A 24,875-nucleotide genomic window follows, 5' to 3' on the forward strand; every position below is an offset into this window, starting at 1 on the left:
CCTTCGGATTCTGCACACGTTCAAAAAGAGTTGTCGGTCTATTCGCGCTCGAGTTCACCGTCCGCACCAACGCCAATCCCCAGGTCGTCGACGAGCGCCGCCGTCGCCTCCGCGCCCGGCCGGTCGGCAGCCTGCTGGGCCGCGAGTCTCGCGACGGTCGCCTGCAACCCGGTCGGGGTGGCTACGGTCGGGAGCATCGGCGCAAACCCGACGCCGCGGCCGTCGTCGGCCGCCTGCTGGGCCAGCGTCGACAGTTCTGGCGTGGCGTACGCGTCCGTGAAGTCGATGGACTCCGAAAAGCCAGTGAAGTAGGTCCCGCCCCGCTCGGCCGGGCCTAACACGACGTCGTAGCGACGGAGCGACATCGCCGCGCCGTCGATTTCCGTGCGAGCCACCAGCGGGGCTGTCGGCTCGAGTACGCCCACGCTGTTGGCTCCCTCGCGCTCGAGCAGATGTGTGACGGTATTGCCGACGCGCGCGGCGCGGCTCGAACCGACCTGGCGCTCGAACCGGACCTCGGCGTCCTCGCCGAGCGCGTCGAGGACGAGCGCGCGGACCTCGGCTTCGGGGTCGCCGTCAGCGTGCCCGTCGGGCAGCGTGTCGGCGTCACGGTAGTTAACTAGCAGGTCGCCGCCACTGGAGGCGACGGCCCACAGGACGTCGGCGACAGTGGTCTCGTAGAGCGAGACCGCCTCGGCAGCCGACAGCGGCGACTGCTCGACGAGCGACGAGAGCACGAGTCCCTCTCGCGGGGGCGTGACCGGAACGACGACGATCATACCCGCTACTCGGGGCGCGCGGTTCTTGAACGCGGCGCTTCCGGGGATCGTGCATCCGCCCCAGTTCGAAACGTGACAAATTATAGTGGCGTAGCGCCTTCGACCGGTATGGACAAGCTATCGATCGCCGGCCTGCTCGGGACGCTCGTCGTCGCGGCGCTGGCAGTTATCGGTGTCTTCGGATTCGCAGATGGCACGCTCATCGCCGCATCCGGTGCGTACGTCACAGCGACGATCGGCGTCCTCGTCGTCGCGGTCATCGCCGTGGGAGCGCTGATCGCGCTCGGCGTGGGCTCGAAACGCTGGCGGGCAAACCCCTACTGGTAATCCACCGCGTTCGTTTCGACCGCTACCGTTCCTGCCGTCCTTTCGTCTGTCGATAATCCGTCGCCATCAGGTCCGCGAAGGCCTCGAGCCACGCCTGCGTCTGCTCGTCGGTTCCTTCTCGAGGGGCGATCATGGGGACCAGTTCGAACCCACGGCCACGGATTCGAGTGGCGTGATCGTCAGCCAATGAGAGGTCTTCGGCCGGGGTCGTCGTGTACTCCGTTCCGAGTTCCGCGAGCGCGCGCTCGCCGATGGGAACGAGGATTTCGGGGTTGATCATCCGAATCTCGGCGTTGAGATAGGGTTCGCAAGTAGTGATTTCCTCGTCGGTCGGCTGCCGGTCGGAATCGCGACAGCGGGTGAGATGTGTCAGATAGACGTTCTCGAGGACGGGTTCGTCGGCCGGGGCGGTTACGTCACAGAGCCCGAGTCGCTCAAGGATCCGTCGCAGCCCGCCGTCACCGTCGCTGCCACCTGCGCCGGCAAACGGAACGCCGGTGTCGTCCGCCTGGGCCGTCGGTCGTTCGCCGACGAACAGGAAGTCCGCATCCACGTCGCCGTAGCCGTGGACGACCTGCGTGCGCGTCTCACAGAGTGCCGGACAGTTCTGACACTCCTCGTCCATGCCGAAGGGGTTCGCTCGAGACTGTTGATTCGCGTCCACACTCGCCTCTTGGGTGGCAAGATCAAAAGCGACGCGCCCGGCGACGCCACAGCCGAGACCGACGGCCTCGGCCTGCCGGTGGCAGTTATCAGTCGGACGAGGCGGCCTCGCTGCGTCGGTACTGGGAGATGCCCTGCCGGTGGACGATGCCCGTATTGTTGGCGACGTTTTCGGTGATCGTCCGCAAGGCGTCGCTGGTTCCGTCCTCGTCTTTCAACACCGTCGGCTTCCCACCGTCGCCGCCCTCGCGGACGGCCGGATCGAGCGGGATCGACCCGAGGAAGGGCAGGTCGTGTTCGTCGGCGAACTCCTCGCCGCCGCCGGAGCCGAAGATGTCGTGTTCGCCGCCACAGTCGGGACAGGCGAACGTCGACATGTTCTCGGCGATGCCGAGCACGACGGTGTCGTGTTTGGCGAACATCTCGAGGCCCTTGCGGGCGTCATCGAGGGCGACCTCCTGTGGGGTCGTGACGATGACCGCGCCAGTGACGGGCATGGTCTGGAGCATCGTCAGCTGGGTGTCGCCGGTCCCCGGCGGGAGGTCGACGACGAGGTAGTCGAGATGGCCCCACTCGACGTCTTCCGTAAGCTGGGTGATGACCTTGTGGACCATCGGGCCGCGCCAGATGACCGGATCGTCCTCGCCGGTGAGGAAAGCCATGCTCATCAGCTTCACGCCGTACTTCTCGGGCGGGACCAGCGTCTCGTCTTCGGTGGCCATCGGCGGCTCGTCGGCGTCGACCATCCGCGGGACATTCGGCCCGTAGACGTCGGCGTCGAAGAGGCCGACACGGGCCCCAAGTTGCGAGAGGCCGGCAGCGAGGTTGACCGCGACGGTCGATTTGCCGACGCCGCCTTTCCCGGAGGCGACGGCGATGACGTTCTTGACGTTCGGGAGCACCTGCTCGTCGCCCGAGAGGTCGTCGCGATCGGGAATGCTCGCGGTCAGATTCGGGTCGATCCCCTCAGCAGTCAGAACCTCGCGAATCTCCGCGGCGATGTTGCTCTCGGCCGGGGAGTAAGGCGCACCCAGCGCGAGATCGATGTCGACCTCGTCGCCGTCGACGGTGATGTCGTTGACGAGTCCGAGCGACACGATATCGTCGCCGAGTTCGGGATCGTCGACCGTCCGGAGACGGTCGCGTACGGCGGCTTCGTCCATGTTCGTAGGTACTGCCCGGCGTCGAAAAGGGTTGTGTTCGATTGAGGTGTCGTCGGGATGTCGATCGAGACGAGAAGGTTGTCCACGGAAAACGTAGCCGCCTATCTCCGGCCGCTCACTGGCGTGTGACCGGCCGTTGCTGCCCTGCTACGACCAGTCGTGGACGATCCCGAGTCAGCCCTTGAAATCGAACCGCGGCCCGCCGTACGTCGGCGGGTCCGGCTCGAGTTCGACACCCTGCTCGTAGCGCACGAAATTCAGATAGAACGGCCGGCCACAGCCCTCGACGGGCTCGCCTTCGAGGTCAGTAACCGGACCGTCCTCGCCACAGTGGAACTCGATTCCATCGGCGTCCGCGAAGCCCTCGTCCGGACTCGCGTACTCCCATCCCGGCTGAGGGATCGTGGTCACGGATCGATCCGCGAGATCCGGCTGGCGCTCGACGCTCACCACGGCGTCGCAGTGTGGGCAGGTGTATCGGACGGTGACGGTCATCGACAGCACTAGGGACCTCGAGACTGTAAGCCTGCGGGCGGCGGTGATCGTCTGGCCGAGTGAGACGGCGTGTCCGTTCCAAACCGTTTACCCTATCGCGGATCCAGAAACGGCAATGACCGAGTTCGACCCCGAAAAGTTCGAGGAGAAATACGTCTACTACTTCGAGGAACTCGAGGCAGCGTACTCGAGTGCATACCAACAGCTCCACGGCCAGTACGACTCGACGGTGCTTCGCGCGATCGATCGGCAGATATTGAGCGAGAGCGAGCCGTTCTACGAGGGTGACGGCGAGTTCCGCATCGAACTGCCGGAGAATCCACGCGAGCGGGTCGGTGCAGTTGCCGACCACGCGCAGTTCGAGCCCGTCCTCGAAACGTTCGTCGACCGAATCGAGGCCGAGTTGCGACAGCGATTCGACTTCGACGATACGGCATAACGTTCACGTCGAAAGTCACATGACGGCGACGGGTGACAACACCCGGAACACCTTTGCCGTTGACGGGAAACCATCAGAGTATGATCGACGAGACGGCCGAGGAAATCCAGGAGATGCAGACGCACAGCTCCTCGGTGGTTGCGGTTCGCGCGGCGCAGGCCCTCGAGGAACTGGTCGACCGAGAGTTCGCCACCGTCGAGGAATACACGCGGGCACTCGAGCGAAACGGCACCGTCCTGCGGCGGGCGAACTCCTCGCATGCCTCCCTGCAAAACGCCATCCGAGAGATCGTCGGCGATGTGACTGACGCCGATCCCGACAGCGTTGCGGACGCAAAACGGCTCACGAGCGAGACGATCGACGAGGTTGTCGCACGAATCGAATCCGGCAAGCGCTTAGCGGCCGAAAACTCCGTCGATGTCCTCGAGGATGGCGCAACGCTGCTGACCCACGACTACTCCTCGACGGTCCTCGAGGCGATCGAGCAGGCGGTCGAGGCCGGCAAGACGTTCGACGTCTACGTCACCGAGGCCCGACCGCGGTATATCGGACGCAAGACCGCTCGGGCGCTGTCCGACCTCGAGGGAGTCGATACGACGCTGATCACCGACAGCGCTCACGGGCTCTATCTCGAGGAGTGTGACCGGGTCGTCGTCGGCATGGACTGTATCGTCGACGATACCCTCTACAATCGCGTCGGCACGTTCCCGATTGCGTCGACGGCCGACCGACTGGACGTGCCGGTGACCGTCCTCGGCTCGGCCTCGAAGCTCGTCGGCGAGGGATTCGTCTTCGAAAACGAGTTCCGATCGGCCAGCGAGGTCATGGCTGAACCCGCGGAGGGGTTCGACGTGGAAAACCCCGCCTACGACGCGACGCCAGTCGAGCTGCTCGAGAGCGTCATTACGGACGAAGGCCGCCAGACGTTCTAGTCTCGTTCGCCGAACGTCCGTGGCGAGCCCTCGGTCGGGGCAGCCCACGCGACCGCATTGCGGAGTACTCGCTGGACCGCTTCATTCTCGTAGATGGGATACGTTTCGTGGCCCGGTCTGAAATAAAAGATTCGTCCCTTTCCGCGTCGGTAACAGCAGCCGCTGCGGAACACCTCGCCACCTTCGAACCAGCTGATGAACACTAGCCGGTCGGGTTCGGGTACGTCGAACGGCTCGCCGTACATCTCCGTCTCCGGGAGTTCGATCGCTTCCTCGAGGCCGTCAGCGATCGGATGGCCGGGATCGACCACCCAGAGGCGCTCGGTGCCGCCGTCTTCGCGATATTGCAGGCTACAGGTCGTCCCCATGAGCCGCCTGAAGGGCTTCGAATAGTGGCTCGAGTGAAGCGGCACGAAGCCCATGCCCTCGAGTACGCGCTTCTGGACGCGGTCGACGACCGCGTCGTCGACGTCCTCGTGGGCGTCGTGGCCCCACCACAACAAGACATCAGTCGATGCGAGGACCTCATCGGTGAGTCCGTGGTCCGGTTCGTCAAGCGTCGCGGTTCGAACCTCGTGGTCCATAGCAAGCGCGTCGGTGAGGGTCGCGTGGATTCCGTCGGGATAGACGGCAGCGGCCGCGTCGTCCTCGCGTTCGTGGTGGAACTCGTTCCAGATGGTGACTGCGACCATGGCAATCCTCTCCACCCGCCGATGGCTTATACTGTCGGTCGTCGTCGGATGGCTGCGCAAGTGCGATCCACCGACCGAGAACAGCAGCCCACCAATTTATTATTCCAGCCAGTTGCAGATAAAAATTGTCGAATGGGGGATAACGCACATTCAATAAGTTTGAAATAGAGACCACAATAGTATAATAATAATTGAAATACAGCACGTCTGTATAGATTAATCGGTCATAACCCTTATTTCGATCGCCAACTGCCTCTTCCTATGGAACGGGATCGAGCTCAAATGACAGCGAAATCGATGGTTTCTCACGACACGTTTTGCTTCGCTGTAGCGAACGCGGAGGGGTGGCGATGATCGATGACGACATCGGTGTCGGCATCGTTGGCCTCGGTGGGATGGGAACACTCCACGCGCGAAGCGTTCGCGACCTTGGCGCAACGGTCGTCGCCGGCGTCGACCTCGTCCCGGAGCAACGCGAACGGTTCGCCGCCGAGTTCGACGCACGAACCTACGAAACGCACGAGGAACTCGTCGCGGACGAGGTAGTCGACGCCGTCATCGTGACGACGCCCAACCGCTTTCACGAACCCATCGCGGTCGCAGCCCTCGAGGCGGGGCTGGACGTTCTCGTGGAGAAACCCCTCGCTCACTCCCTCGAGAGCGCCGAACGCATCGCCGAGGCGGCGGCTCGATCGGCGGGTGTCTGTATGGTCGGCTTCCACAACCGCCACGCGGCGTCGATGGTGATGTTCGAGGAACAACGGGCCCGCGACCGGTTTGGCGAGCTCACCCATGTCGAAGCCAACTACGTTCGTCGGCGTGGCGTCCCCGGCCCCGGCTCGTGGTTTACCGACCCCGAACTCTCCGGCGGCGGTGCCTTAGTCGACATCGGCGTTCACGCCCTCGATCTCGCGCTCTACGCGCTGGACTTCCCCGAGATCGTGGAAGTCAGCGGCGTCACCCGGACCACGTTCGGCACGCGCGAGGAGGTCGCCGATCCCGACGGGTTCGGCGACAACTGGGACGCCGACGCCGAACGTTACGAGGTCGACGACTCCGTCAGTGCCTTCATCCGCTGTGCCGGCGGCCAGACGATCTCGCTCGAGGCCGCGTGGGCGACCAACCGCGAGGAGAGCATGGATTTCCGCGTTCGCGGAACGAAGGCGGGAGCCCAGTTCGACATCGGTGACACCGATCTGCGGATTCTCGAGGCCGGCACGGTCGGTCGCGACCACTACGCCGACGTCGACATGAGCGCCGACGACACACTGACCGGCTATGCCGAACAGGACGAGGCGTTCCTCGAGACCGTCGCGACCGGCGTCCCACCGGAGACCAATACGATCGACGAAGCGCTGACCGTCCAGCGCGTTATCGACGCGATTTATCGCTCGAACGAGGCCGAACGGTCGGTGACGCTCGCCGACGCTCGCGTCAGCGACGCCCAACTCGAGGAAGCGACGCGACTCGACTGATCGGCGATTTCTCGAAGCGCAGGTTTCGGCATGTGATTCCAGACGCTCTCGAACGCGATTCAACACTGTATCGACGAGAACTGATCGAAGAGCGCCGCCGCTGGTCGCAGGAGAAAATCGGAAAATCCGCCCGTTTCGACCGGTTTAGAGGACTTCGTCGAAGTCGTGGTGGCCGTGGATGTCGACGCCCTCGTCAGTGATCTCACAGAGGAAGACGCCGTTACCGGAGCCGGTGTCGCGCTCGACGGCGGATTTGATGCCGCGCGCGGCGACCGTCTTGGCCTCCTCGTTGGACATGTCGTCCTCGTAAGCCTGCTCTAAGTGGCCGTAGGCAAGCTGCATCCCGCTGCCGGTGACGGTGTAGTCGTCTTCCATGACGCCGCCGGCGGGGTCGATGCTGTAAACGTGGCTGCCTTCGTCGTCGACGCCGCCCAGGATCGGATGGATGGCGAAGAACGGGCCGCCGCGGGCGAAGTTGCCTGCGAGGGTCGCGAGCGCGTCGATGCTCATGCCTTCGCCGCGTCGGGCCTCGTAGAGGTTGACCTCGGCGCGGAGACTCGAGATGAACGACTGTGCGCCGCCGACACTGCCGACGAGGGTGAGTGCACCGGTCGGGTGAATCTGTTCGACCTTCTGGACGTTCTTGTTCGAGACGAACCGGCCGCCGAGGCTGGCGCGCATGTCCGTCGCGATGACGACGCCGTCGGCGGTCGAGATACCGATCGTCGTCGTGCCGGTCTTGTTGACGTTGTCCAGATCAGCCTGGGTCAGATCGTTCTGTGGCAGAGAGCCGAGCTCCGGCTCGTAGGGGTTCGGATCGTCGGCCAACTGGTCGACCGTCCGGGAGAAATCGGAGTCGTGTGTGGGCGTACGCATTACCCGAAGCGTACGCCGGGGCGGTATAAAACACCGGCGGTCACCACCGTCGTTTCCGCTTCCGTTCGCAGAGGCGAGCGACCACTCGAGCGACGATTCGGCGTGTGCCCGCGGACCTGTGGCTCGTCGGTCGGCGAGTCCGAAAATCAGTCAGCGTCGATTAGCGCTGCGTGGCTTCGTACGCGTCTTCGACGGTGGCGAGGACGCGGTGGATCGGCAGGGTGAATCCAGCCTGTCGGGCGGCGATCGCAAGCGGCATCGCGGCGATGCCGGCCACGATACAGAGCTGGTACAGTGCGAACAGCGTCGCGTGGTACACGCGGGATATCATCAGCGTTCAGTCGTGGCTCAGACGAAGGCCATATATAAGCATTGTTGAAGAATGGAATATATAATGATTATTAACTACTTGTTGGGTCAACGCTTGCTTGCGATTCAACTACGGTTGCGGTAGACACAACTCGAGTTACACTCGCGTCGATGTACGGGTATGTCGGTGGCAATTGATCCGGGGATTTCTCGTAACTTATGGGAATCATCCGATTGACGTGCGCGTCCGAATCGGCGGCGCGCGCGTCGAGCAGACGACAGCGCCGACGAACCGCAAGACAGGAAACCCCCCGGACCGACTACGCTGTATGGGCAATTATCTCGTCGCGATGGAAGCGGCATGGCTCGTTCGTGACGTCGATGAGATCGACGACGCGATCGGCGTCGCCGTCAGCGAAGCCGGGAAGCGACTCAACAGCGAAGACATGGACTACGTCGAGGTCGAGGTCGGTGCGACGGGCTGTCCAGCCTGTGGCGAGCCGTTCGACTCCGCCTTTATCGCCGCCGACACCGCACTCGTCGGCCTCGCACTCGAGATGGAGGTCTTCAACGCCGATGGCGAGGAACACGCCTCTCGCATCGCGAAAAGCGAGGTCGGTGGCGCGCTACGGGACGTCCCGCTGTCGGTCGTCGAGGTCGTCGAAGTCCCCGAAGACGAGGACTAGAACCGGACCCGCCGATTCGGTGCTCGAGCCGTTCGACCAGTGCTGCAAGTACCAGTGAGCGTCGGCTATTCTATCGGTTTATCTCGAACACTGGCTCCAACGACCGGTCGCATACGAGACCTCGTGGCCGGGACCGGTCTCTAGTCATCGAATGTGACTTATCACAGTAAGATGTACGTCCAGATATGCTTCATGACTGAGAGATCGTCGCTCCGGTCGTGGGCCAGACTGGGCGGGAGCGTGCTGGTGATTCTGGGCTCTATTGCCCTCGTTTCCTCCGATCTCGAGACAGCCGTCTTCCTGGTGGTCCTCTGTATGGTGGTCGGGTACGCGTACCAAGCGGGGGCGACGTCGGCCGACAGCGTGGGACCGATCGGCCGGTCGATGGGACCCAGAGCGAAGGTCGCGATCGGAACGCTGTGTGTCGTGGGGATGATCGCCGTCGCCGCCAGCGACGTGGCCGACGCGCTCGCGCTGGTGGCGATCGCCATCCTCGGCTACGCCGGCTACCGGTCGGGAAGCGTTTTTCGCGGTGCAGCGTACGGAACCGCACTCGGCGTCGCCGGTTCGATCGTCGTCGTTTGTCTGTTCGCCGTGGCCGTGGGGCTCGGAGCGTACTCGACGGGTGGCATCGGCGCACTGCTTCTCACCGTGGCGTTTCCACTTACGGTCATTGCTTTTCTTCTATGGGCCGGACTCGTCCTCCTGTTCGGGGCACTGTTGGGTCTCGTCTGTGGCAGCGTCGGCGGAGCGATCGCTCGAGTAATACAGGGTATCGAGTAGCCACGCTGTCCCTCTGGGGAGGGAATCCCACCCAAAGTTCTTTCTATAACCCGTAGTTATTGTTCGATATGGAACTCCCGACGCCTGCAGACCTCAGACAACGCCGTACCGAACTCGGACTCACTCAGAGCGAACTCGCGGAGACGGCTGACGTCTCCCAGCCGTTGATCGCTCGGATCGAGGGTGGCGATGTCGATCCGCGCCTCTCGACGCTTCGGCGGATCGTCAACGCCCTGGAAAAGGCCGAAAGCGACGTCATCCGCGCCGAAGACCTGATGAACGAGGCCGTCGTCAACGTCTCTCCCGACGACCCCGTCAGCGAGGCCGCCCAAAAGATGGAAGAAGAAGCCTACTCACAGCTTGCGGTCATCCAGGACGGGATTCCGGTCGGCTCGATCAGCCAGACCGATCTCGTCCACCTCGACTCGGACGACCGCGACGAACCCGTCGAAGATCACATGAGCGAGAGCTTCCCGACCGTCTCGAAAGATGCCACCTTAGACGAGATCAGCAACCTGCTCGAGCACTACAAGGCCGTGATGATTACCGAAGCCGGCGAAACCGTCGGTATCATCACCGAGGCCGACATCGCCGCGCGGCTGTCCTGATCGCTCCAGCCGCCGCGTGACCTGCCATTCGACTACTGGCAATTGGACAGTGAGTTTTCCGTCTCGAGTGTGGACCGAACAAGCCCCATGGAATACTATGACCGCCTCCTCGGCGGCATACTCACATCACTACTCGTCGGAGTCGCTGTCGGGCTCCATCCTGCGGTGCGGTCCAACGTCGGGCTTTGAGAGACACTTGCAGCGACCGGGAATGTCGAACCGCCTTTATGCGGTTGCGAAGCGAACCGCGAGTACATCCGTTCCATGTACGATACCATTCTCGTCCCAACAGATGGGAGCGACCACGCCGTCCGAGCGGCCGAGCAGGCCCTGACGCTCGCAGACTGGTTCGACGCCACGGTCCATGCGATCAGCGTCGTCGACACGAGCGCCGCGAGTGGCCTGCTCAGTTCCGGCAGCGTCCGTCGAGAGTTCATCAATCAACTCGAGACCGGTGCCGAACGCGCCGTCGAGACGATCGAGGAGATGGCCGACGACTCGATCGCGGTTCAGACTACAGTTCTCGAGGGGAAGCCCAAAAAGAAGATCCTCGCATACGCGAGAGATACCGACGCCGAACTGATCGTGATGGGGACCCACGGCCGAAGCGGTGTGAGTCGCTTCGTGGCCGGCAGCGTCACCGAACACGTCGTTCGCAGCACAGACCTCCCTGTCCTGACCGTTCGAGCGACCGAACAGGCCGAACGGAGCGACGGCTACGAAGAGATCCTCGTGCCGACCGACGGCAGCGACGCTGCAGGGGTCGCAGTCGACCACGGCCTCGAGATCGCACGCGCGGCGGACGCACGCGTCCATGCCGTCACTGTCCTCGACACCGGCGATATGGCGGCCAGTCCCACACTCTCACCGCCGACGGAGATGGTGAAACACCTCGAGACCGAGCGCCAGAACGCGACGGACGAGATCGCAGCGCGGGCTCAGGAGGACGGGCTGGCGGCCACGACCGCCGTGCTCGAGGGACGACCCGGCACCGAACTGCTCGAGTACATCGACGACCACGAGATCGATCTGGTCGTGATGGGGACCCACGGCCGAAGCGGTCTCGATCGGCTATTGCTCGGAAGCACGACCGAGCGGCTGCTCAGACACGCATCGGCTCCGATTCTCGCGATTACCCCGAGTGAAGCGGACGACGAATAAGAACCGCTGGGCTCGGCTCCGACCCGAGTTAGCTGTGACCGGATACCGGAACCGGTTCGTAGGGTTCTTCGAGATAGGCCATATCTGACGCAGAGAGGTCGATCTCGAGGGCTTCGACGGCCTGCTCTAGGTGTTCGACGCTGGTCGTCCCGACGATGGGGGCGTCGACCCAGTCTTTGTGGAGCAGCCACGCGAGCCCGATCTGGGCCATCGTCGCACCCTTGTCGGCAGCGACTTCTGCGACACGTTCGTTGATCTCCGGCCCACCGCCGTCGCGATAGGGATGTTCGTACAGGTGGTCCTCGGTCTCGCCGCGCGTCGTCGCGTCGATCTCTTCGTGGGGCCGCGTCAGATAGCCACGGGCCAGCGGCGACCACGGGATGACACCCACGTTCTCCTTCGCACAGAGCGGCAGCATCTCGCGTTCCTCCTCGCGGTAGACGAGGTTGTAGTGATTTTGCATCGTGACGAACCGCTCGAGCCCCAGCCGGTCGCTCGTGTGCAACGCGTCGGCGAACTGGTGGGCCCACATCGAGGAGGCCCCGATGTAGCGGACGTGACCCCGTCGAACGGCGTCGTCGAGTGCCCGCAGCGTCGTCTCGATCGGCGTGTCGTCGTCCCAGCGGTGGATCTGATAGAGGTCGATCGTCTCCATCCCCAGTCGCTCGCGGCTGGCTGTGAGTTCCTGTTCGATCGCCTTCCGGGAGAGCCCACCCGAGTTCGGGTCGTCCTCGCGCATCTGGAAGTAGCCTTTCGTGGCGACGACAGACTCCTCGCGGTAGCCCTCGAGAGCATCACCCAAGATCCGCTCTGATTCGCCGTTCGAGTACATGTTCGCGGTATCGAAGAAGTTGATTCCCAGGTCGATCGCCCGGTCGATGATCGCTTTGCTCTCCTCGTCGTCTAAGACCCACTCGAGCCAGTCGCTCGAGCCAAAGCTCATGCAGCCCAAACAGATGCGGCTGACTTCCATGCCGGTCGAACCGAGGGTCGTATACTCCATACTGGCCGTACGGAGACGGGCGAAAAAACAGTACGTGGTGTGGCAAGCGGCGACAGCTGTCGTACCTTCGTCATTTTTTAGTAGAACGGGATCGTACGTTTGCGTGCCACTGGCGGACGAACACGACGATCGGGGGACGAAACGCACCGACGACAGCGGTATCGTCTCGCGCATCAAGAACGTGTTTACCCGCACCTAATCGCGACGGCATCGGGAGATCGGTCACCAACGTCCGGATGCCGTGTCGTTTTTCGACGCGAACGCGGTGACGAGACGTGTGACCGCGCTACCAGTGACCGAACAGTCGCTGGAGAACGGTGCGATCGCTCGGTCGCTCGGCGAGCAACACCGAGCTGTCGACCTCGTTGACGACGTCCATGTGCAGCGAGTCGCTCATCAGCCGCGAGATCACCCCTTCCTCGGTCGCGCCGATGAGGACGAGCGAGTGATCCGCGGCCTGCCGACAGATCGCTCGTTCGACGTCACCGGAGTCGACGACGATCTCGGCGTCCTCGAGATCGCGTTCCGTGGCCCACTCGGTAAGGAACTGTTCGCCACGCTCGCGGTCGTCCGGGCTGGCCACGACGTGCTGGAGCGTGATCTCCGCGTTGGCGTGGTCGCGAAGCGTCCGCGCGACCTCGGCACTCAGATCCGAGTCCGGCCCGCCAGCGGTCGAGAGGAGGATACGCGAGGTATCCAGATCCCGGTCCTTGAGGATAAGGAAGTCACAGGGGAGGTTGCTGGTCAGTTCGTTGATCCGACCTTCGGCACGTCCTTTGCCCCACGGTCGATCGTCACCCCAGCCGAGGACTACGAGGTCCGCGCGCTCGCGTTCCGCCGTCTGGAAGACGTCCTCGAACGAGCGGTGGGAGACGACGGTCGACGTCTCGTAGTCGACATCGTAGGATCGCGCTCGCTGCCGGACGGTTTCCATCCGCTGTTCGGACTCGGAGACGATCCGGTTGGTCTGTCCGGCCCCGTAGCGCATCGAGGCGCGACCCGGCATCTGGACGATGTGGACGGCGTGAACCGTCGCGTTCTCGTGGCCACTGGCCAGGGTACAGGCGAGGTCGACGATCGTCGACTCGGTTCGCGGGTTCGCGATCGGGACGAGCACGCGGTAGTCACCGTTGCCGGTCCCGTGGGTTTCGGCGGTGTCGATCAACGGCACGTACGACCGGCCCGCGTAGTTCCCGAACAGCCACTCCCGGATCGAGAGCTGTCGGTCGGAGCCCTCGAAACGGGCCGATTCAAGCCGTCGTTCGCTGGTCTGGAAGTAGTTGACGACGGTGACCAGCACGATGCCGCCGATGGTGTTGCCGAGCAAGACCGGCAGGACGAACTCGGTGATGCCAACCAGCAAGGCGAGCTCACCGGCCAAGACGATGTAGACCATCTCGGTAAAGGAGACGACGACGTGAAACAGGTTTCCGAGCGGGATCGCGAGAAACGCCATGTAGACGACGACGAGCCGCGAGATGGTGTCCTGTGACGCGTAAACGATCCAGACGACGCCGGCGACGATCAGGCCCGCAAACGCCGCCTTGGAGAACAGCGACCACCACGGCGTTGCGACGCCCTTTTCAGCGAGTTCCATCGCTGCGGTGGCTGCTGGCTCGTCGAAGACCCCACCCCACGACAGCGCGACCGCACCGAGGGCACCGCCCGTGAAGTTGCCTGCGAGGACGATCGTCCAGTGGCGCAACAGGGCGGGGATACTGGCCAGCCGCTCCAAGGTCAGCGCGACCGGCGGCACCGTGTTTTCGGTGTAGAGCTGATAGCCACCGATGATGATGTAGATGAAGCCGAGCGGATACAGCAGTTTGCTCAAGATTGGATGCCCGTCGGTCGACGCCGTCAGTGACGCGTACAACAGAAAGGTGATAGTGATCGCGAAACCGGCGGCGAGACCGCTGAAGAACAGTTCGCGGCTTCCGGAGGTAATCTCCTCGTCGGCCGCGGCGACGATCCGCTGGAAGATCTCGTCGGAGGAGAAGCGATCGCGGACGACCGCACCGACCGCTGGAGCGCCACTCCGTGAGCGCTCGACTGCCTCTCTAACCTGTTCCTGTTCGGGAGGATCGCGGTCTGGTTGCGGCTGATCGGTCGAATCGGGAGCACTCATTATCAGGTACGCGCCTCTAGAGGAACTAAGCGTTTAGCATCTGCTATCGTGACACGTTATCGAACAGGACGGTACTGGCCAGTGATCGAGCCGACAGCACAGTGCGGTTAACTGTGAGTTGACAGCACGCCGTCGGTCGACGGGTTACAGCGCGTCGGGCTCGAGGCGACCGACACCGACCCGAAGCGCGAGGACGGCGACGACGGCGAGCAGGCCGTAGCCGGCCAGCAGCCACCACGTCGTCTGTGTCGGGTTCCCGATCGCGAACTTCGCGACCGTGTTCGCAGGGTGTTCGGGCAAGCCCGTTGCGATAACCAGCACGCCGACCGTGGCCGCCGAGTACAGTAGCTGTGCCTGTCGTCTGTCGGGAGCCCACAGCGCGATCGCGATCCCGCCGGTCACGACGAGGGCCGACAGCGCAGCCACCAGTGCGACCAGTGCCACTGGCCCAGCGATCGCAGTTCCATTGATCGCCAGTAAGCCAAGCCAGACGACCACCTGCAGCGGAGCTAGCCCCGCCATCGCCAGCAGCTTCGCATCGAGGACAGTCGCAAGCGAGGGGGGTGCAACCCGGAGCAACTCGAAGGTACCCCGCTGGCGCTCTTCGATCAACGAGTCGACGGCGATCGAGCCGCTGATAAACACCGGCAGGAAGCACAACAGCGGCAGCAAAACGGTGTAGGTAAAGCCGACGTACGGACTCGCCCCGATCTCGTTCGGCACCGGAAGCGGTGCCCGCTCGAGTCGACCGGCCGCGGCGTTTCGCTGGCGCTCGACGCGTTCGACGTTATCGAGCGTCTCCCGCAACTGGACGACGAGCAGGGTCGTCCGAAGCCCCTCTTCGGGGGCGGTGACCCGGACGCTGAGCTGGCCGTTCTCGGTCCTGTTCGCGTCGAGGACGGCAGACACTGTTCCCGCGTCGAAGGCCTCGTAGGCGGCCTCGCGGTCGTACTCCCGAGCGGTGATACCGTCCCGCTCGCTTGCGACCGCGAGCAACGTGTCGGTATCCGAACCGGTAACGGCGACCTCGCTCTGATAGTCGTCGGCCGCGCCCGGATCGGACAGCGAGACGAGTCCGACGACTAAAAACGAAGAAAACGTCGCGATGAACAGCTGGATCGCGATCGCCAACAGGATCGTTTTCTCCGAGCGCAGCGATCGCAGTTCTCGGCGAGCGATGGCCCAGCGGGACCGCCAGCTCGAGGGCGTCTCGGACCCGCCGTCCGGCCGTGCCGGCGGGTTCAGCCCGCGAGGGGTCGCATCGTGCGTGTCGTCGGCGTCGGGCTTACGCGACAAGGGCGATCACCCCCGCGTTGTAGGTCACGTGAACGATGGTTGCGACGGCCAGTCCGCCGACGTAGCCGAATCGGCCGCGACTCGCTCCGAGTGCCGAAATTACGGCCGTCACGACGTGTAACGCGAGCGGCGCGAGGAAGATAACGGCGAGTACGAGCGGATTGCTCGAGACGGCCGGGCCAAAAGCTGCCGTGCCGACCGGCAGCTCGGGAAGGCCGACGAACTGGACGACGTGGGTGAGTTTCTCGCCGACAAAGAAGCCGGCACCGGAGAGCACGCCGAGGACCGCGCCGGTCCGTACCGTTGGCTCGAACCGAGAGCGGACGAAGCCGGCGTAGACGTGGACGCTTTTCGCGAGTTCCTCGACCGTCGCCGCGACGACGATGATCAGTGGTACGGCAACTGACTGGGGAACGACGAACAGTAAGGCGACCGCAAGTAGCTGGCTCGCGAAGACGAACGGGATGAACAGAATCGACAGCACGGAGATGCTCCGCCGGCCATGGATCCGGCTCGCGATCGCGTCGATGACTTTCGTCGGAATCGGCTTCTGGGCGAACATGTCCTCCTCGCGGTAGACGCCGATCCCGAGCAGAAAACAGACTGCCGCGCCGAGATAGAACGGGCTGGTTGAAAACAGGTACTCGCCGAACCCGACCGAAGTCCCCTGGAGGACCATCACGACCAGCGTCAGTGGCGAGATCAACGCGACGGCGTTGACATCGGTGAAGATCGCCGGCACGAACGTATACGTCGTCAGAAAAACGCTGATCGTGACCGTCACGAACGTCAGTTCCTTGAACGACCGTGCCAGCATCGCGCCGACGAACGTCGCCGCCAGAAAGAGCAACGCGATGGGCAGCGACGCCGCGACGGCCACCGGTCCGCCGTCGATCACGGTCGCGATGGCGACGATGACGCCGACGAGGCCGAGCAGATAGGGGAAGGTCTTGCCGGCGACGATCTCGTAGCGCGAGGCCGGCGAGACGAGCAACAGTTCGCCTCGACGGTTGACTCGCTCGTCCATGATCGTACTCCCGTAGGCCTGGATAACGAAGTTCATCGGCACGATAAACAGGAATGCGAGCACGAGCGACTCGAACGGGAACGGCGGCGCGAGCGATCCGGGCGTCGTCGACGTCGTCGCTGCCGTCGAGCCACCGCCGACGCTGGGAACCTGTAGCCGGTCGGTTCCACCGCCACCATCGTCGCCAGTGGGTTCGTGCGGTTCGGACGCGCCGCTGCTCCCGTCTAGACTGCTGCCGCCGTCGCCATCGCCCGTCGTACCCTCGTCACCGCCTCCGCTCTCGGTGCCAGCGCTGGTTCCGGACCCGGATGCCGTCCCGCGGTCACGGTCCTGATACTCGAGCGAGACGAGGACCGGATACGCGGCCGTCTCGTCGGCTTCTGCCTCCATTAGCTTCGCGTTGTACTCCGTGATTGCCTCGCGAAACGCGTCGGAGGCGGCCTCGCCGTTCGTCCCGGCGTAGCCGATTCGCCCGTCTCGCAACACCACGACGTCGACGTTCGCCTCGGTTTCGCTTTCGATCTCGACGTTTTCGAGCGGTATCGCGCGAAACTGTTCGCTCTCGACGGCGACGTCGTGATACTCGCTGCCCTCGTCGACACCGACGACGTAGATCTCGCGCTCGAGGCCGACCCCGTCGTCGGCGACCGAGACACCGGCGGTGCCGACCGCGACGGCGATCACGATCAGGGCGAGTGTCGTCTTCCGATCGACGGTGCCGACGCTCCGGGCGATTTCCCAGCGGGCGATCCGGGCTGTTCGCGCGACAGACCCGCGAAGCCGGCCCGCGCTCACGGCTCGGCTTCCGCCGGGTCGCTTGCCACCTCGAGGAAGATCTCCTCGAGGCTCGGCGTCTTCGTCTGGATGTCCGTGACGCGGCCGCCCGCCGCTTCGACGGTTTCGCGGACGGCATCGACGGCGGCCATATCGCCGACGACGTGGCGAACCTGTCCATCCTCACGCGTGACCTCGATCGTAGCGTCGTCGAGGCCGTCGCTGCCGTCGACCGTCGCGGTGACGTGGTATTCGGTGCCGCCGTGGGCCTCCCTGATCTCCTCGAGCGTGCCGCGGGCGACGATCCGGCCGTCGTTCATGATGACGATCCGGTCGCAGATGCTCTCGACGTGAAAGAGGTTGTGCGCGCTGAAGACGATCGTCTTCCCCTCGTCGCTCAACTCGCGGGTGAACTCGATGATGTAGTTGGTCGTCAACGGATCGAGCCCCGACGCCGGCTCGTCGAAGATCAACACGTCGGGATCGTTGACCAGCGCCCGCGCGATCGCGACTTTCCGTTGCATGCCCTTCGACATGTTGCCGATCCGCCGATCGCGATGCTCGAGATCGAGTCGATCCAGCGAGTCGTGAATCCGCTTGCTGGCCACGTCGGCGGGCACGTCGTAGAGATCGGCGAAGAACTCGAGGTACTCGATCGCCGTCATCTCCTCGTACAGCGGCGACTCCTCGGGCAAAAAGCCGAGCTGGCGGGCCATCGCGGGCTCGCCGGGGGTGTGGCCGGCGACGACGGCGGTCCCGGCGGTGGGCTCGATCAGCCCGGCCAGCATCTTCAATGTCGTCGTCTTGCCCGCGCCGTTCGGGCCGACGACGCCGAAGACCTCGCCCCGCTCGATCGAAAAGGAGCTACCCTCGACGGCGACGAAGCCGCCGTACTCCTTCCGGAGGTCGGTTACGTCGAGTATTGCCATTGGGTAGCCCGATCGAAGGAGTCGTCTCAGTAAAACCTAGCGACTAGTGACAGTCAGTATCGAATAGATATAACGCTGGTTCGAGCCACAGACAGCGATCGGCTGGCTGATCGCAGCAACCCACATAGGGACCGGCCACGTAGTGGCCCCTATGACTCGAGTTCGGACTACGCAAACGCCGGATGGCCGTCGGCTCGAGGTCTCGCACGTGATGGCAGTCCCTACAGGGGACGCCTGGGACGCGCTGATCGACACCACGACGTGGCCCGACTGGTCGCCGACGATACACGGCGTCGAGTCGACGGATCGCCGGATTCGGGCAGGGACGACCGGACGGGTCAGACTGCCCGGCGTCTGGGTGCCATTCGAGATTACCGGCTGTGCGGAACGGCGGTGGACCTGGCGCGTGACCGGGATTCCGGCTGCCGGCCACCGCGTCGACGACCTCGGCGATGGGCGCTGCCGGGTCGCATTCGAACTGCCGCTCCATCAGGCAGGATACACGCCGGTCAGCCTCCGGGCGCTCGAGAACCTCGAGACGCTGCTCGCGGATGAGGTCGTGGCTGTGCAATAGACACGCGTCTCTGACTGGTGTCTCAGTATCTTGGAACGATCGCAATAGCAACCGCTCGTGAGTTGTTGGAAAGACGGGGTAGGTCAGCAGGTGAACGCACGTGGAAACCACGTGCGCTGAAAGGTAACTGTCTAACCGTGCCGTCTACCCGCATTTCTTTTGCCCCAGTATAAAACACCTCTGGTACACCGATCTGATCGGCGGCAACGCCGTCACGTGAGGTCGCGCTGCGATCGTCGTGGGCTGTCCGTCCCGTTTACTAATCGACCACCGTGGAGAACGGTGGTGGCGTGGCCCGCCCCCGACAGCGACGATTAGACCGGCTGTCGAACCGCAAGCACGACCAGATCGGAAAACGGCGTGTCGTCTTTGCCGTTCCCGCCGGCGTGTTCCGACAGCTCGCCGAGCGTAAATCGATGGATCGTCTCCTCGTCGTGGGTCAGTTTCTCGAGCACCAGCGCCTCGAGGTCGGGGTCGGCACCCGCCTCGAGTAAGGTGGCGGCGATGTCGCCAGGCATCCGGTCGTAGGGCCGGGGCAACGTGAGCAGATGCCGCCCGTCGTCCGTAACGGCAGCGACGAGGCGCTCCATGTCGGACTCGAGGTCGCCGCTTTTGTGCAGCGTGACGAACTCGGTGTCCTCCATCGGAGTCCGAGCGCGGCTGGCGGCCATCTGAATCGCCGAAATGCCCGGGATCACGCGCACCGGGATCTCGGGGTCCTCGGATTCGACTGCATCCTGTACCTTCCCGACGAACTGATACCCTGAGTGATTCGGATCGCCCATTGCGACCGCAGTGCCCGACTCGCCGGCGGCGACGCGCTCGCCGAATTCCTCGAGTGCTTCGGCTTCGTCTTTGTACCCACAGGTCAGCAGGTCGGCGTCGGTCAGGTCTTCGACGAACTCCACGACCGTCGTGAAGCCGACGACGACGTCCGCTTCGCGGATCGCGCGTTCGCCCCGTGGAGTGAGATACTCCTGATTCCCCGGGCCGACGCCGACGGCGTAGACCGGGTCGTCCGTCTCTTCATCAATGTCCGGTTCCGCCGTTGCGGCCGCGAACGTCGCCGGGTCCGGCCCGGAATCGAGGTCGTACTCGCCGCTCATTTGTCCTCCAGCGATCGTCGCTCGGCGGCCGTGTGCTCCAGCTCGAGGTCGTCCGTTCGCACGTCTTTCGCGACGTGGATCAGTTCGTTCGTCAGCGCCGCAGCGAGGCCGCTGCCGCCGCGGCGACCGACGTTCGTGATCGCCGGCACGTCGTATTCCTCGCTGACCTCGCGGATGCGCTGGCGGCTCTCCTCTGCCTTGACGAAGCCGACCGGCGTCGCGACGATGGCGGCGGGTCGGGTACCGTTCTCGATACAGTCAGCCAGCGCGAACGCAGCCGTCGGCGCGTTGCCGATCGTCGCGATCGCGCCGTCGTAGACGCCCTGCTTGTCGAGTTCGAGCACCGACGCGGCGGTTCGGGTCATCCCTGTTTCCTTTGCTAGCTCCGCGCCGTTGCCGATCGCCTTGCGCTTCTCGCAGTTGTGGCCGCGGCCGGTGATCCCGGCTTTCGACATCGTGATGTCGGTGACGATGGTCGCCTCCTCGAGCACGGCGCGCGCCCCGGCACGGACGGGAGCGTCCTCGTCGTCGCCGAGGTCGTCACAGCCGGTGAACTCGATCAGATGCTGGAACTCGATGTCGCCCATCGAGTGGACTGACTTCTGTCGAACCCGGTCCGCGAGCGTCTCGTCTGGCACGAACTGCCGGACGATGTCCATACTCGTCTCCGCGATGTCCATCGCGTTCTGTGTCGTTGCGCCCAGATCGGCGTACTCCTTCTCGAACTCTTGTTGGCCGTCAGTCATCGTTGGTCACCCCCACTGCCTCGTTGGTCGTCTGTGCCTCGAGATCGCCCTCGACCTCGAGATTGAGATCGCGCAGCCGGTCGATCGTCTCATCGTCGGCGTCCCAGAGGTCCCGCTCGATCGCCTCGAGCAAGGTGTCCGTGATGGACTCGAGCGCCCACGGATTCACGTCGCGCATCCACTCCTGGCGATCCTCGTCGAAGGCGAACTTCTCGGCGACCTCCTCCCAGAGGGTATCCGAGACGACACCGGTGGTTGCATCCCAGCCCAGCGTCACGTCGACCGTCGTCGAGAGATCGCCCGCGCCCTTGTAGCCGTGCTCTTCCATGGACTCGAGCCAGTCGGGGTTGAGCACACGCGAGCGCATTGCCTTGCGGACCTTCTCCTCGTTCGTGTAGACGTCGACGTTGTCCGGGTCAGAGGAGTCACCGACGTAGGAAGCCGGTTCCTCGCCCGAGATCTCAGAGACCGCGGAGATGAAGCCGCCGTGGAAGGCGTACCAGTCCGAGGAGTCGAACTCGTCCTGTTCCATCGTGTCCTCGAGTTTGACGGTCGCGTCGACGCTCGAGAGTCGGCGCTCGAAGGCGTCGTGGGCGTCCGAGACGCGGCCGCGCGACCCCATCGCGTAGCCGCCCCACTGGACGTAGACGGAAGCGAGGTCCGAGCGGTCGTCCCAGTTGCCCTCGTCGACGGCCTTGTTCGTCCCGGCACCGTAGCCGCCGGGCGTGGTCGTGAAGACGCGGTGTTTCGCCGCTTTGCGGGCCTCTTTCTCGTCGAGGCCTTCCTCGTCCTCGAGTTCGGCCTGCTCTTCCTCGACGTGTTTCTTCACGTAGTTCATCTCGTGGGGCTCGTCGAGGTCGACGACCGCATCCACGGCATCGTGGATGACGCCCGCAGCCGCAGGGAACGCGTCGCGGAACAGCCCGGAGACGCGCGTCGTCACGTCGATCCGCGGCCGGTCGAGGTCCTCGAGCGGGATCGGCTCGACGTCATCGATCCGGCCGGCGTCGGTCCACTGTGGTTCGACGCCCATCATCGCGAGCACCTGGGCGATCGTCTCACCGCGCGTGCGCACGGTCGGGGTTCCCCACGCGACGACACCGATCTCCTCGGGGTACTCGTCGTTCTCGTCGTGGTGGCGCTCGAGGACCCCTTCCGCTACTTCCTTCCCGACCTGCCAGGCAGCCTTCGCGGGCACCTTCCGCGGGTCGAGCGTGTAGAAGTTTCGAGCCGTGGGCAGCAGGTCGACACCGCCGCGGGTGGGTGAACCGGAGCCGCCCGGCGGCACGTACTCGCCGGAGAGGGCGTCCGCAGTGCGGGGAATCTCGTCTTCGGCACCCTGCACGCGCGGCTGGGCCTCCTCGCAGACGTACGCCAGCACCTCGCGCAAGTCGTCGTGTGCACCCGGTTTGGCCTTCGCGTCGCCGATCGTCTCGAGATCGACGATCATGAGATTGATGTTGACCTCGTCGTCGGGCCCGCCCTCGAGTTCGGACACAGGGACGTCGAAGTCGTGTGCGGCCAGTGTCTCGAGCAGGTCGACGCTGGTCTCGTAGACGATGTCGGCGGCCTCGGCGTAGGTCATCCCGAGGGCATCGTCGTACTCGCCGGGGGAGTCGAGCATTTTCTCGTAGTCGACACCGAGCGCACCGGCCACGCTCTCGCGCAGGCTCGGCGAACCGGGGTTCTCAAGGCGGGTGAGTGCGACGAGATACTCCACGAGGCGCTCGCCTTCCGGCGGCTCGGACATCGTGTGGAGTCCCAGCCGGATCTGAGTCGTCTTCACGTCGGTGAGATACTCGTGGACGCGTTCGACGAGTTCGTCGATTTCGATATCGTCTCCCGCTACGTCGCCTTCCGCGAGCGTCGACCCGGCCTCGTCAGGACCACGGACATCGGCCTTCTCGTCGATCGTGCCCGTAATGCCCAACTCGACTGCGAGATCGAGTTCGTCGACTTTCTCGCGGATCAGCGTCTCGAGGTGCTCGCCGTCGTCGGCGCGGGCGTCTTCCATCCCGGCCTCGCGGTACTGATTGGCCAGTTCCTCGAGTTCCGAGAGTTCGTCGTAGGTGCCTGCCGATCGCATGACCGGCGTGAGGTAGTCGACGATCGCGGCGTACGAGCGCCGTTTGGCCTGGGTCCCCTCGCCGGGATTGTTGACGATGTAGGGGTAGACATTCGGGATATCGTCGATCAATTGATCCGGCGCACTTGCGCCGTTCAGGCCGACCGTCTTACCGGGGAGCCACTCGAGGCTGCCGTGGGTGCCCAGATGGACGACGCCATCGGCCTCGAACGTGTTCCGGAGCCAGCCGTAGAACGCGTAGTAGTCGTGTGGCGGCTGCAGGTCCGAATCGTGGTAGACCTTCGAGGGGTCCATCCCGAACCCGCGTGGCGGCTGGACGGTGACGAGGACGTTACCGAACTCGACGCCGGGGATCGCGAACGGGCGGTCGGGGACCTCGCCCCACTCATCGATAACGTTCTCCTGGAAGCGCTCGTCGGCGTTGCTGAACCAGTCCGCGTAGGTGTCCGGCGAAACCACGTCGACCGAGAGATCACGGACGTCTTCCGGTGCGACCCACCGATCCTCGAGCGTGAGCTGGGCGGTCAGGTTCTCGACGAGCGTCTGGCCGTCCTCGGGCATGTCGTCGCCGAGATCGTAGCCTCGCGCATCGAGTTCCTCAAGCAGATTCACGGTCGACTCCGGCGAGTCGAGGCCGAACGCGGTCCCGATCCCGTCGTCGCTCGGCGGGTAGTTGTGGAGGACGACGGCGACCTGCTTGTCCTCGTTAGGGGTGTGTCGCAGCTGTGCCCAGTTGACCGCCAGCCGCGTGGCGTGGTCGATCCGGTCGTCGATCGGGAAGTGGTGTTTCGGCGCGGAGCCGATGCCGGCCTCGTCGTCGGTGCGCTCCTTGCCGGAAATCGGGTGCGTAATCACGTTTCCGTCGAACTCCGGCAGCGCGACCGAAAGGGCGAGTTCGAAGCCCATCACGCCCGTGTCGCTGGATTCGTAGCGCGACCGCGAGCGCATCGTGGTGACCGTCTGCAGGACGGGGACCCCGAGCCGGTCGAGGAAAACGTCCTCTGCAGAACTGCCTTCGTCATCGGCACTGCGGCCGCGCTCGTCCATCGAGAGGGAGAACATAAACGAGGAGAGCACGGCGTCGACGACCGGCTGACCCGCGTCGTCTAGCAGCCAGTTGTCGGTCACCCACTCGGCGTCTTCCTGTTCGTCCGTATCGGTCGCCGGATTGCAGAAGATCGGCAGTGCGTTGGCCCCCTGTTCCTCGAGTGCGCGGACCTGCGCGTCGACATAGCGGGTGTTCTCGTGGGTCCAGTGGGACTCGTAGAACCAGACCGCGACCGTCGGCTTGTCCGGGTCGTGGGTCGCGAGCAGCTCCTCGTACTCGATCCCCGGATGATCGGGGTGGTAGACGCCCTCCGTCGAGAGTTCGGCGGGCTCGTCGTAGTCGACGTCTCGGCCCTCGTATTCGGCGGCGAGGAACCGACACAGGTTCGCGACGTTGATCGTGCCGCCCTTCTCGAGATAGTCGTAGGCACGTTCGCGGTGTTCAGTCGCGACCGTCGTGTCCTCGACGGCGTAGGCGTCACCGGTCGCCTTGACGATCAGCGGGACGCCCGCGTCCTCGAGCGCGCCCGTCGCGTAATCGTAGCCCGGCATGCTGTCTTCGGCCCCATGCAGCCAGAAAATCGCTGCCGCGGCGTCGCGCAATTCCTCGACGAACTCCTCGACGTCGGCTTCCTCGTCGAGGTCGCTCTCCGAGCGGACGACCAGCTCGATCCCCTCGAGGCGCTCGGCGGCCTGTCCGATCGAGCCGAGTTCGTTTTCCGTCGCAGTATAGATCCCGATCCGTGTCATCGTACTTTTAAACCTCTATTGTAT

General features: G+C 64.3%; 24 protein-coding genes. 9 read left to right on the plus strand and 15 right to left on the minus strand.

The genetic code is table 11. The features are described 5' to 3' along the window. Positions 1 to 38: 38 nt before the first annotated feature. Positions 39 to 779 carry a DUF2064 domain-containing protein gene (locus E2L06_RS06245; protein WP_138779649.1) on the minus strand — a complete coding sequence of 247 codons (741 nt, stop codon included), beginning with the start codon at positions 777 to 779 and terminating at the stop codon, positions 39 to 41. Between the two features lie 108 nt (positions 780 to 887). Between E2L06_RS06245 and E2L06_RS06250 the strand changes: the two genes are divergently transcribed. Then, positions 888 to 1,106: a hypothetical protein gene (locus tag E2L06_RS06250; protein WP_138779651.1), complete on the plus strand. Its 219-nt coding sequence runs from the start codon at positions 888 to 890 to the stop codon at positions 1,104 to 1,106. Positions 1,107 to 1,128: 22 nt separating this feature from the next. Here the strand turns inward: E2L06_RS06250 and E2L06_RS06255 are convergent, their stop codons facing one another. The 3 genes from E2L06_RS06255 to E2L06_RS06265 all read right to left on the minus strand — a co-directional run bounded on the left by E2L06_RS06255 (position 1,129) and on the right by E2L06_RS06265 (position 3,427). Next, on the minus strand, positions 1,129 to 1,731 hold the full coding sequence (locus tag E2L06_RS06255; protein ID WP_138782510.1) for a uracil-DNA glycosylase family protein: 603 nt from the start codon (positions 1,729 to 1,731) through the stop codon (positions 1,129 to 1,131). 127 nt (positions 1,732 to 1,858) lie between these two features. Further along, positions 1,859 to 2,932 carry an Mrp/NBP35 family ATP-binding protein gene (locus E2L06_RS06260; protein WP_138779653.1) on the minus strand — a complete coding sequence of 358 codons (1,074 nt, stop codon included), beginning with the start codon at positions 2,930 to 2,932 and terminating at the stop codon, positions 1,859 to 1,861. A gap of 174 nt (positions 2,933 to 3,106) precedes the next feature. Then, the gene (locus E2L06_RS06265; protein ID WP_138779655.1) at positions 3,107 to 3,427 is read right to left on the minus strand and encodes a hypothetical protein; all 321 of its coding nucleotides are present in this window, start codon (positions 3,425 to 3,427) and stop codon (positions 3,107 to 3,109) included. Between the two features lie 115 nt (positions 3,428 to 3,542). On the opposite strand from E2L06_RS06265, the gene E2L06_RS06270 reads away from it, so the two are divergent. Then, a complete protein-coding gene (locus E2L06_RS06270; RefSeq protein WP_138779657.1) occupies positions 3,543 to 3,866 on the plus strand; it encodes a DUF5783 family protein in 324 nt (107 codons plus the stop codon). An 80-nt stretch (positions 3,867 to 3,946) separates the two neighbouring features. Beyond that, positions 3,947 to 4,798 carry a translation initiation factor eIF-2B gene (locus E2L06_RS06275; RefSeq protein WP_138779659.1) on the plus strand — a complete coding sequence of 284 codons (852 nt, stop codon included), beginning with the start codon at positions 3,947 to 3,949 and terminating at the stop codon, positions 4,796 to 4,798. Here E2L06_RS06275 and E2L06_RS06280 read toward each other — a convergent pair. Beyond that, complete coding sequence (locus tag E2L06_RS06280) at positions 4,795 to 5,490, minus strand: ThuA domain-containing protein (protein ID WP_138779661.1); 696 nt, start codon at positions 5,488 to 5,490, stop codon at positions 4,795 to 4,797. The two genes, E2L06_RS06275 and E2L06_RS06280, sit on opposite strands and share 4 nt — an antisense overlap. Positions 5,491 to 5,840: 350 nt before the next feature. Here E2L06_RS06280 and E2L06_RS06285 point away from each other — a divergent pair, with 350 nt between their 5' ends. Continuing rightward, the gene (locus E2L06_RS06285; protein WP_138779663.1) at positions 5,841 to 6,965 is read left to right on the plus strand and encodes a Gfo/Idh/MocA family protein; all 1,125 of its coding nucleotides are present in this window, start codon (positions 5,841 to 5,843) and stop codon (positions 6,963 to 6,965) included. Between the two features lie 144 nt (positions 6,966 to 7,109). Here the strand turns inward: E2L06_RS06285 and psmB are convergent, their stop codons facing one another. Beyond that, entirely contained in the window at positions 7,110 to 7,841 is a 732-nt protein-coding gene (gene psmB, locus E2L06_RS06290; protein ID WP_008010010.1) for an archaeal proteasome endopeptidase complex subunit beta, read from the minus strand. A gap of 160 nt (positions 7,842 to 8,001) precedes the next feature. Beyond that, complete coding sequence (locus tag E2L06_RS21765; protein WP_171052318.1) at positions 8,002 to 8,172, minus strand: hypothetical protein; 171 nt, start codon at positions 8,170 to 8,172, stop codon at positions 8,002 to 8,004. Positions 8,173 to 8,479: 307 nt separating this feature from the next. Between E2L06_RS21765 and E2L06_RS06295 the strand changes: the two genes are divergently transcribed. The 4 genes from E2L06_RS06295 (at position 8,480) to E2L06_RS06310 (ending at position 11,388) form a co-directional block, all read left to right on the plus strand. After that, complete coding sequence (locus E2L06_RS06295) at positions 8,480 to 8,836, plus strand: DUF555 domain-containing protein (RefSeq protein ID WP_138782511.1); 357 nt, start codon at positions 8,480 to 8,482, stop codon at positions 8,834 to 8,836. A gap of 192 nt (positions 8,837 to 9,028) precedes the next feature. Continuing rightward, a complete protein-coding gene (locus tag E2L06_RS06300; protein WP_138779665.1) occupies positions 9,029 to 9,619 on the plus strand; it encodes a hypothetical protein in 591 nt (196 codons plus the stop codon). Positions 9,620 to 9,687: 68 nt separating this feature from the next. Next, positions 9,688 to 10,227 (plus strand): CBS domain-containing protein, encoded by a 540-nt coding sequence (locus E2L06_RS06305; RefSeq protein WP_138779667.1) that lies wholly within the window; start codon positions 9,688 to 9,690, stop codon positions 10,225 to 10,227. 264 nt (positions 10,228 to 10,491) lie between these two features. Continuing rightward, positions 10,492 to 11,388, plus strand: a complete 897-nt coding sequence (locus E2L06_RS06310) for a universal stress protein (RefSeq protein ID WP_138779678.1) — start codon at positions 10,492 to 10,494, stop codon at positions 11,386 to 11,388. A gap of 28 nt (positions 11,389 to 11,416) precedes the next feature. On the opposite strand, the gene E2L06_RS06315 is transcribed toward E2L06_RS06310, so the two are convergent. The 5 genes from E2L06_RS06315 to E2L06_RS06335 form a co-directional block, all read right to left on the minus strand. Continuing rightward, complete coding sequence (locus E2L06_RS06315; RefSeq protein WP_138779680.1) at positions 11,417 to 12,391, minus strand: aldo/keto reductase; 975 nt, start codon at positions 12,389 to 12,391, stop codon at positions 11,417 to 11,419. A 286-nt stretch (positions 12,392 to 12,677) separates the two neighbouring features. Beyond that, complete coding sequence (locus tag E2L06_RS06320) at positions 12,678 to 14,516, minus strand: formate/nitrite transporter family protein (protein WP_138779682.1); 1,839 nt, start codon at positions 14,514 to 14,516, stop codon at positions 12,678 to 12,680. Between the two features lie 144 nt (positions 14,517 to 14,660). Further along, positions 14,661 to 15,812, minus strand: a complete 1,152-nt coding sequence (locus E2L06_RS06325; protein WP_138779685.1) for an ABC transporter permease — start codon at positions 15,810 to 15,812, stop codon at positions 14,661 to 14,663. Further along, positions 15,802 to 17,634, minus strand: a complete 1,833-nt coding sequence (locus E2L06_RS06330; protein ID WP_138779687.1) for a PrsW family glutamic-type intramembrane protease — start codon at positions 17,632 to 17,634, stop codon at positions 15,802 to 15,804. Before E2L06_RS06330 ends, E2L06_RS06325 begins: the two co-directional genes overlap by 11 nt. Next, the gene (locus E2L06_RS06335; protein WP_138779689.1) at positions 17,631 to 18,542 is read right to left on the minus strand and encodes an ABC transporter ATP-binding protein; all 912 of its coding nucleotides are present in this window, start codon (positions 18,540 to 18,542) and stop codon (positions 17,631 to 17,633) included. The genes E2L06_RS06330 and E2L06_RS06335 overlap by 4 nt, the downstream gene beginning before the upstream one ends. 151 nt (positions 18,543 to 18,693) lie before the next feature. On the opposite strand from E2L06_RS06335, the gene E2L06_RS06340 reads away from it, so the two are divergent. Next, entirely contained in the window at positions 18,694 to 19,116 is a 423-nt protein-coding gene (locus E2L06_RS06340) for an SRPBCC family protein (RefSeq protein ID WP_138779691.1), read from the plus strand. A gap of 314 nt (positions 19,117 to 19,430) precedes the next feature. Here the strand turns inward: E2L06_RS06340 and E2L06_RS06345 are convergent, their stop codons facing one another. The 3 genes from E2L06_RS06345 to cobN are packed head-to-tail and all read right to left on the minus strand — an operon-like array spanning position 19,431 to position 24,851. After that, entirely contained in the window at positions 19,431 to 20,222 is a 792-nt protein-coding gene (locus E2L06_RS06345) for a cobalt-precorrin-7 (C(5))-methyltransferase (RefSeq protein ID WP_138779693.1), read from the minus strand. Beyond that, positions 20,219 to 20,968, minus strand: a complete 750-nt coding sequence (locus tag E2L06_RS06350; protein ID WP_138779695.1) for a precorrin-8X methylmutase — start codon at positions 20,966 to 20,968, stop codon at positions 20,219 to 20,221. Before E2L06_RS06350 ends, E2L06_RS06345 begins: the two co-directional genes overlap by 4 nt. After that, positions 20,961 to 24,851 carry a cobaltochelatase subunit CobN gene (cobN, locus tag E2L06_RS06355; RefSeq protein WP_138779697.1) on the minus strand — a complete coding sequence of 1,297 codons (3,891 nt, stop codon included), beginning with the start codon at positions 24,849 to 24,851 and terminating at the stop codon, positions 20,961 to 20,963. Before cobN ends, E2L06_RS06350 begins: the two co-directional genes overlap by 8 nt. Positions 24,852 to 24,875 lie beyond the last annotated feature (24 nt).

The sequence above is a fragment of the Haloterrigena sp. H1 genome, assembly GCF_005938085.1.
Lineage (GTDB): Archaea > Halobacteriota > Halobacteria > Halobacteriales > Natrialbaceae > Natrinema.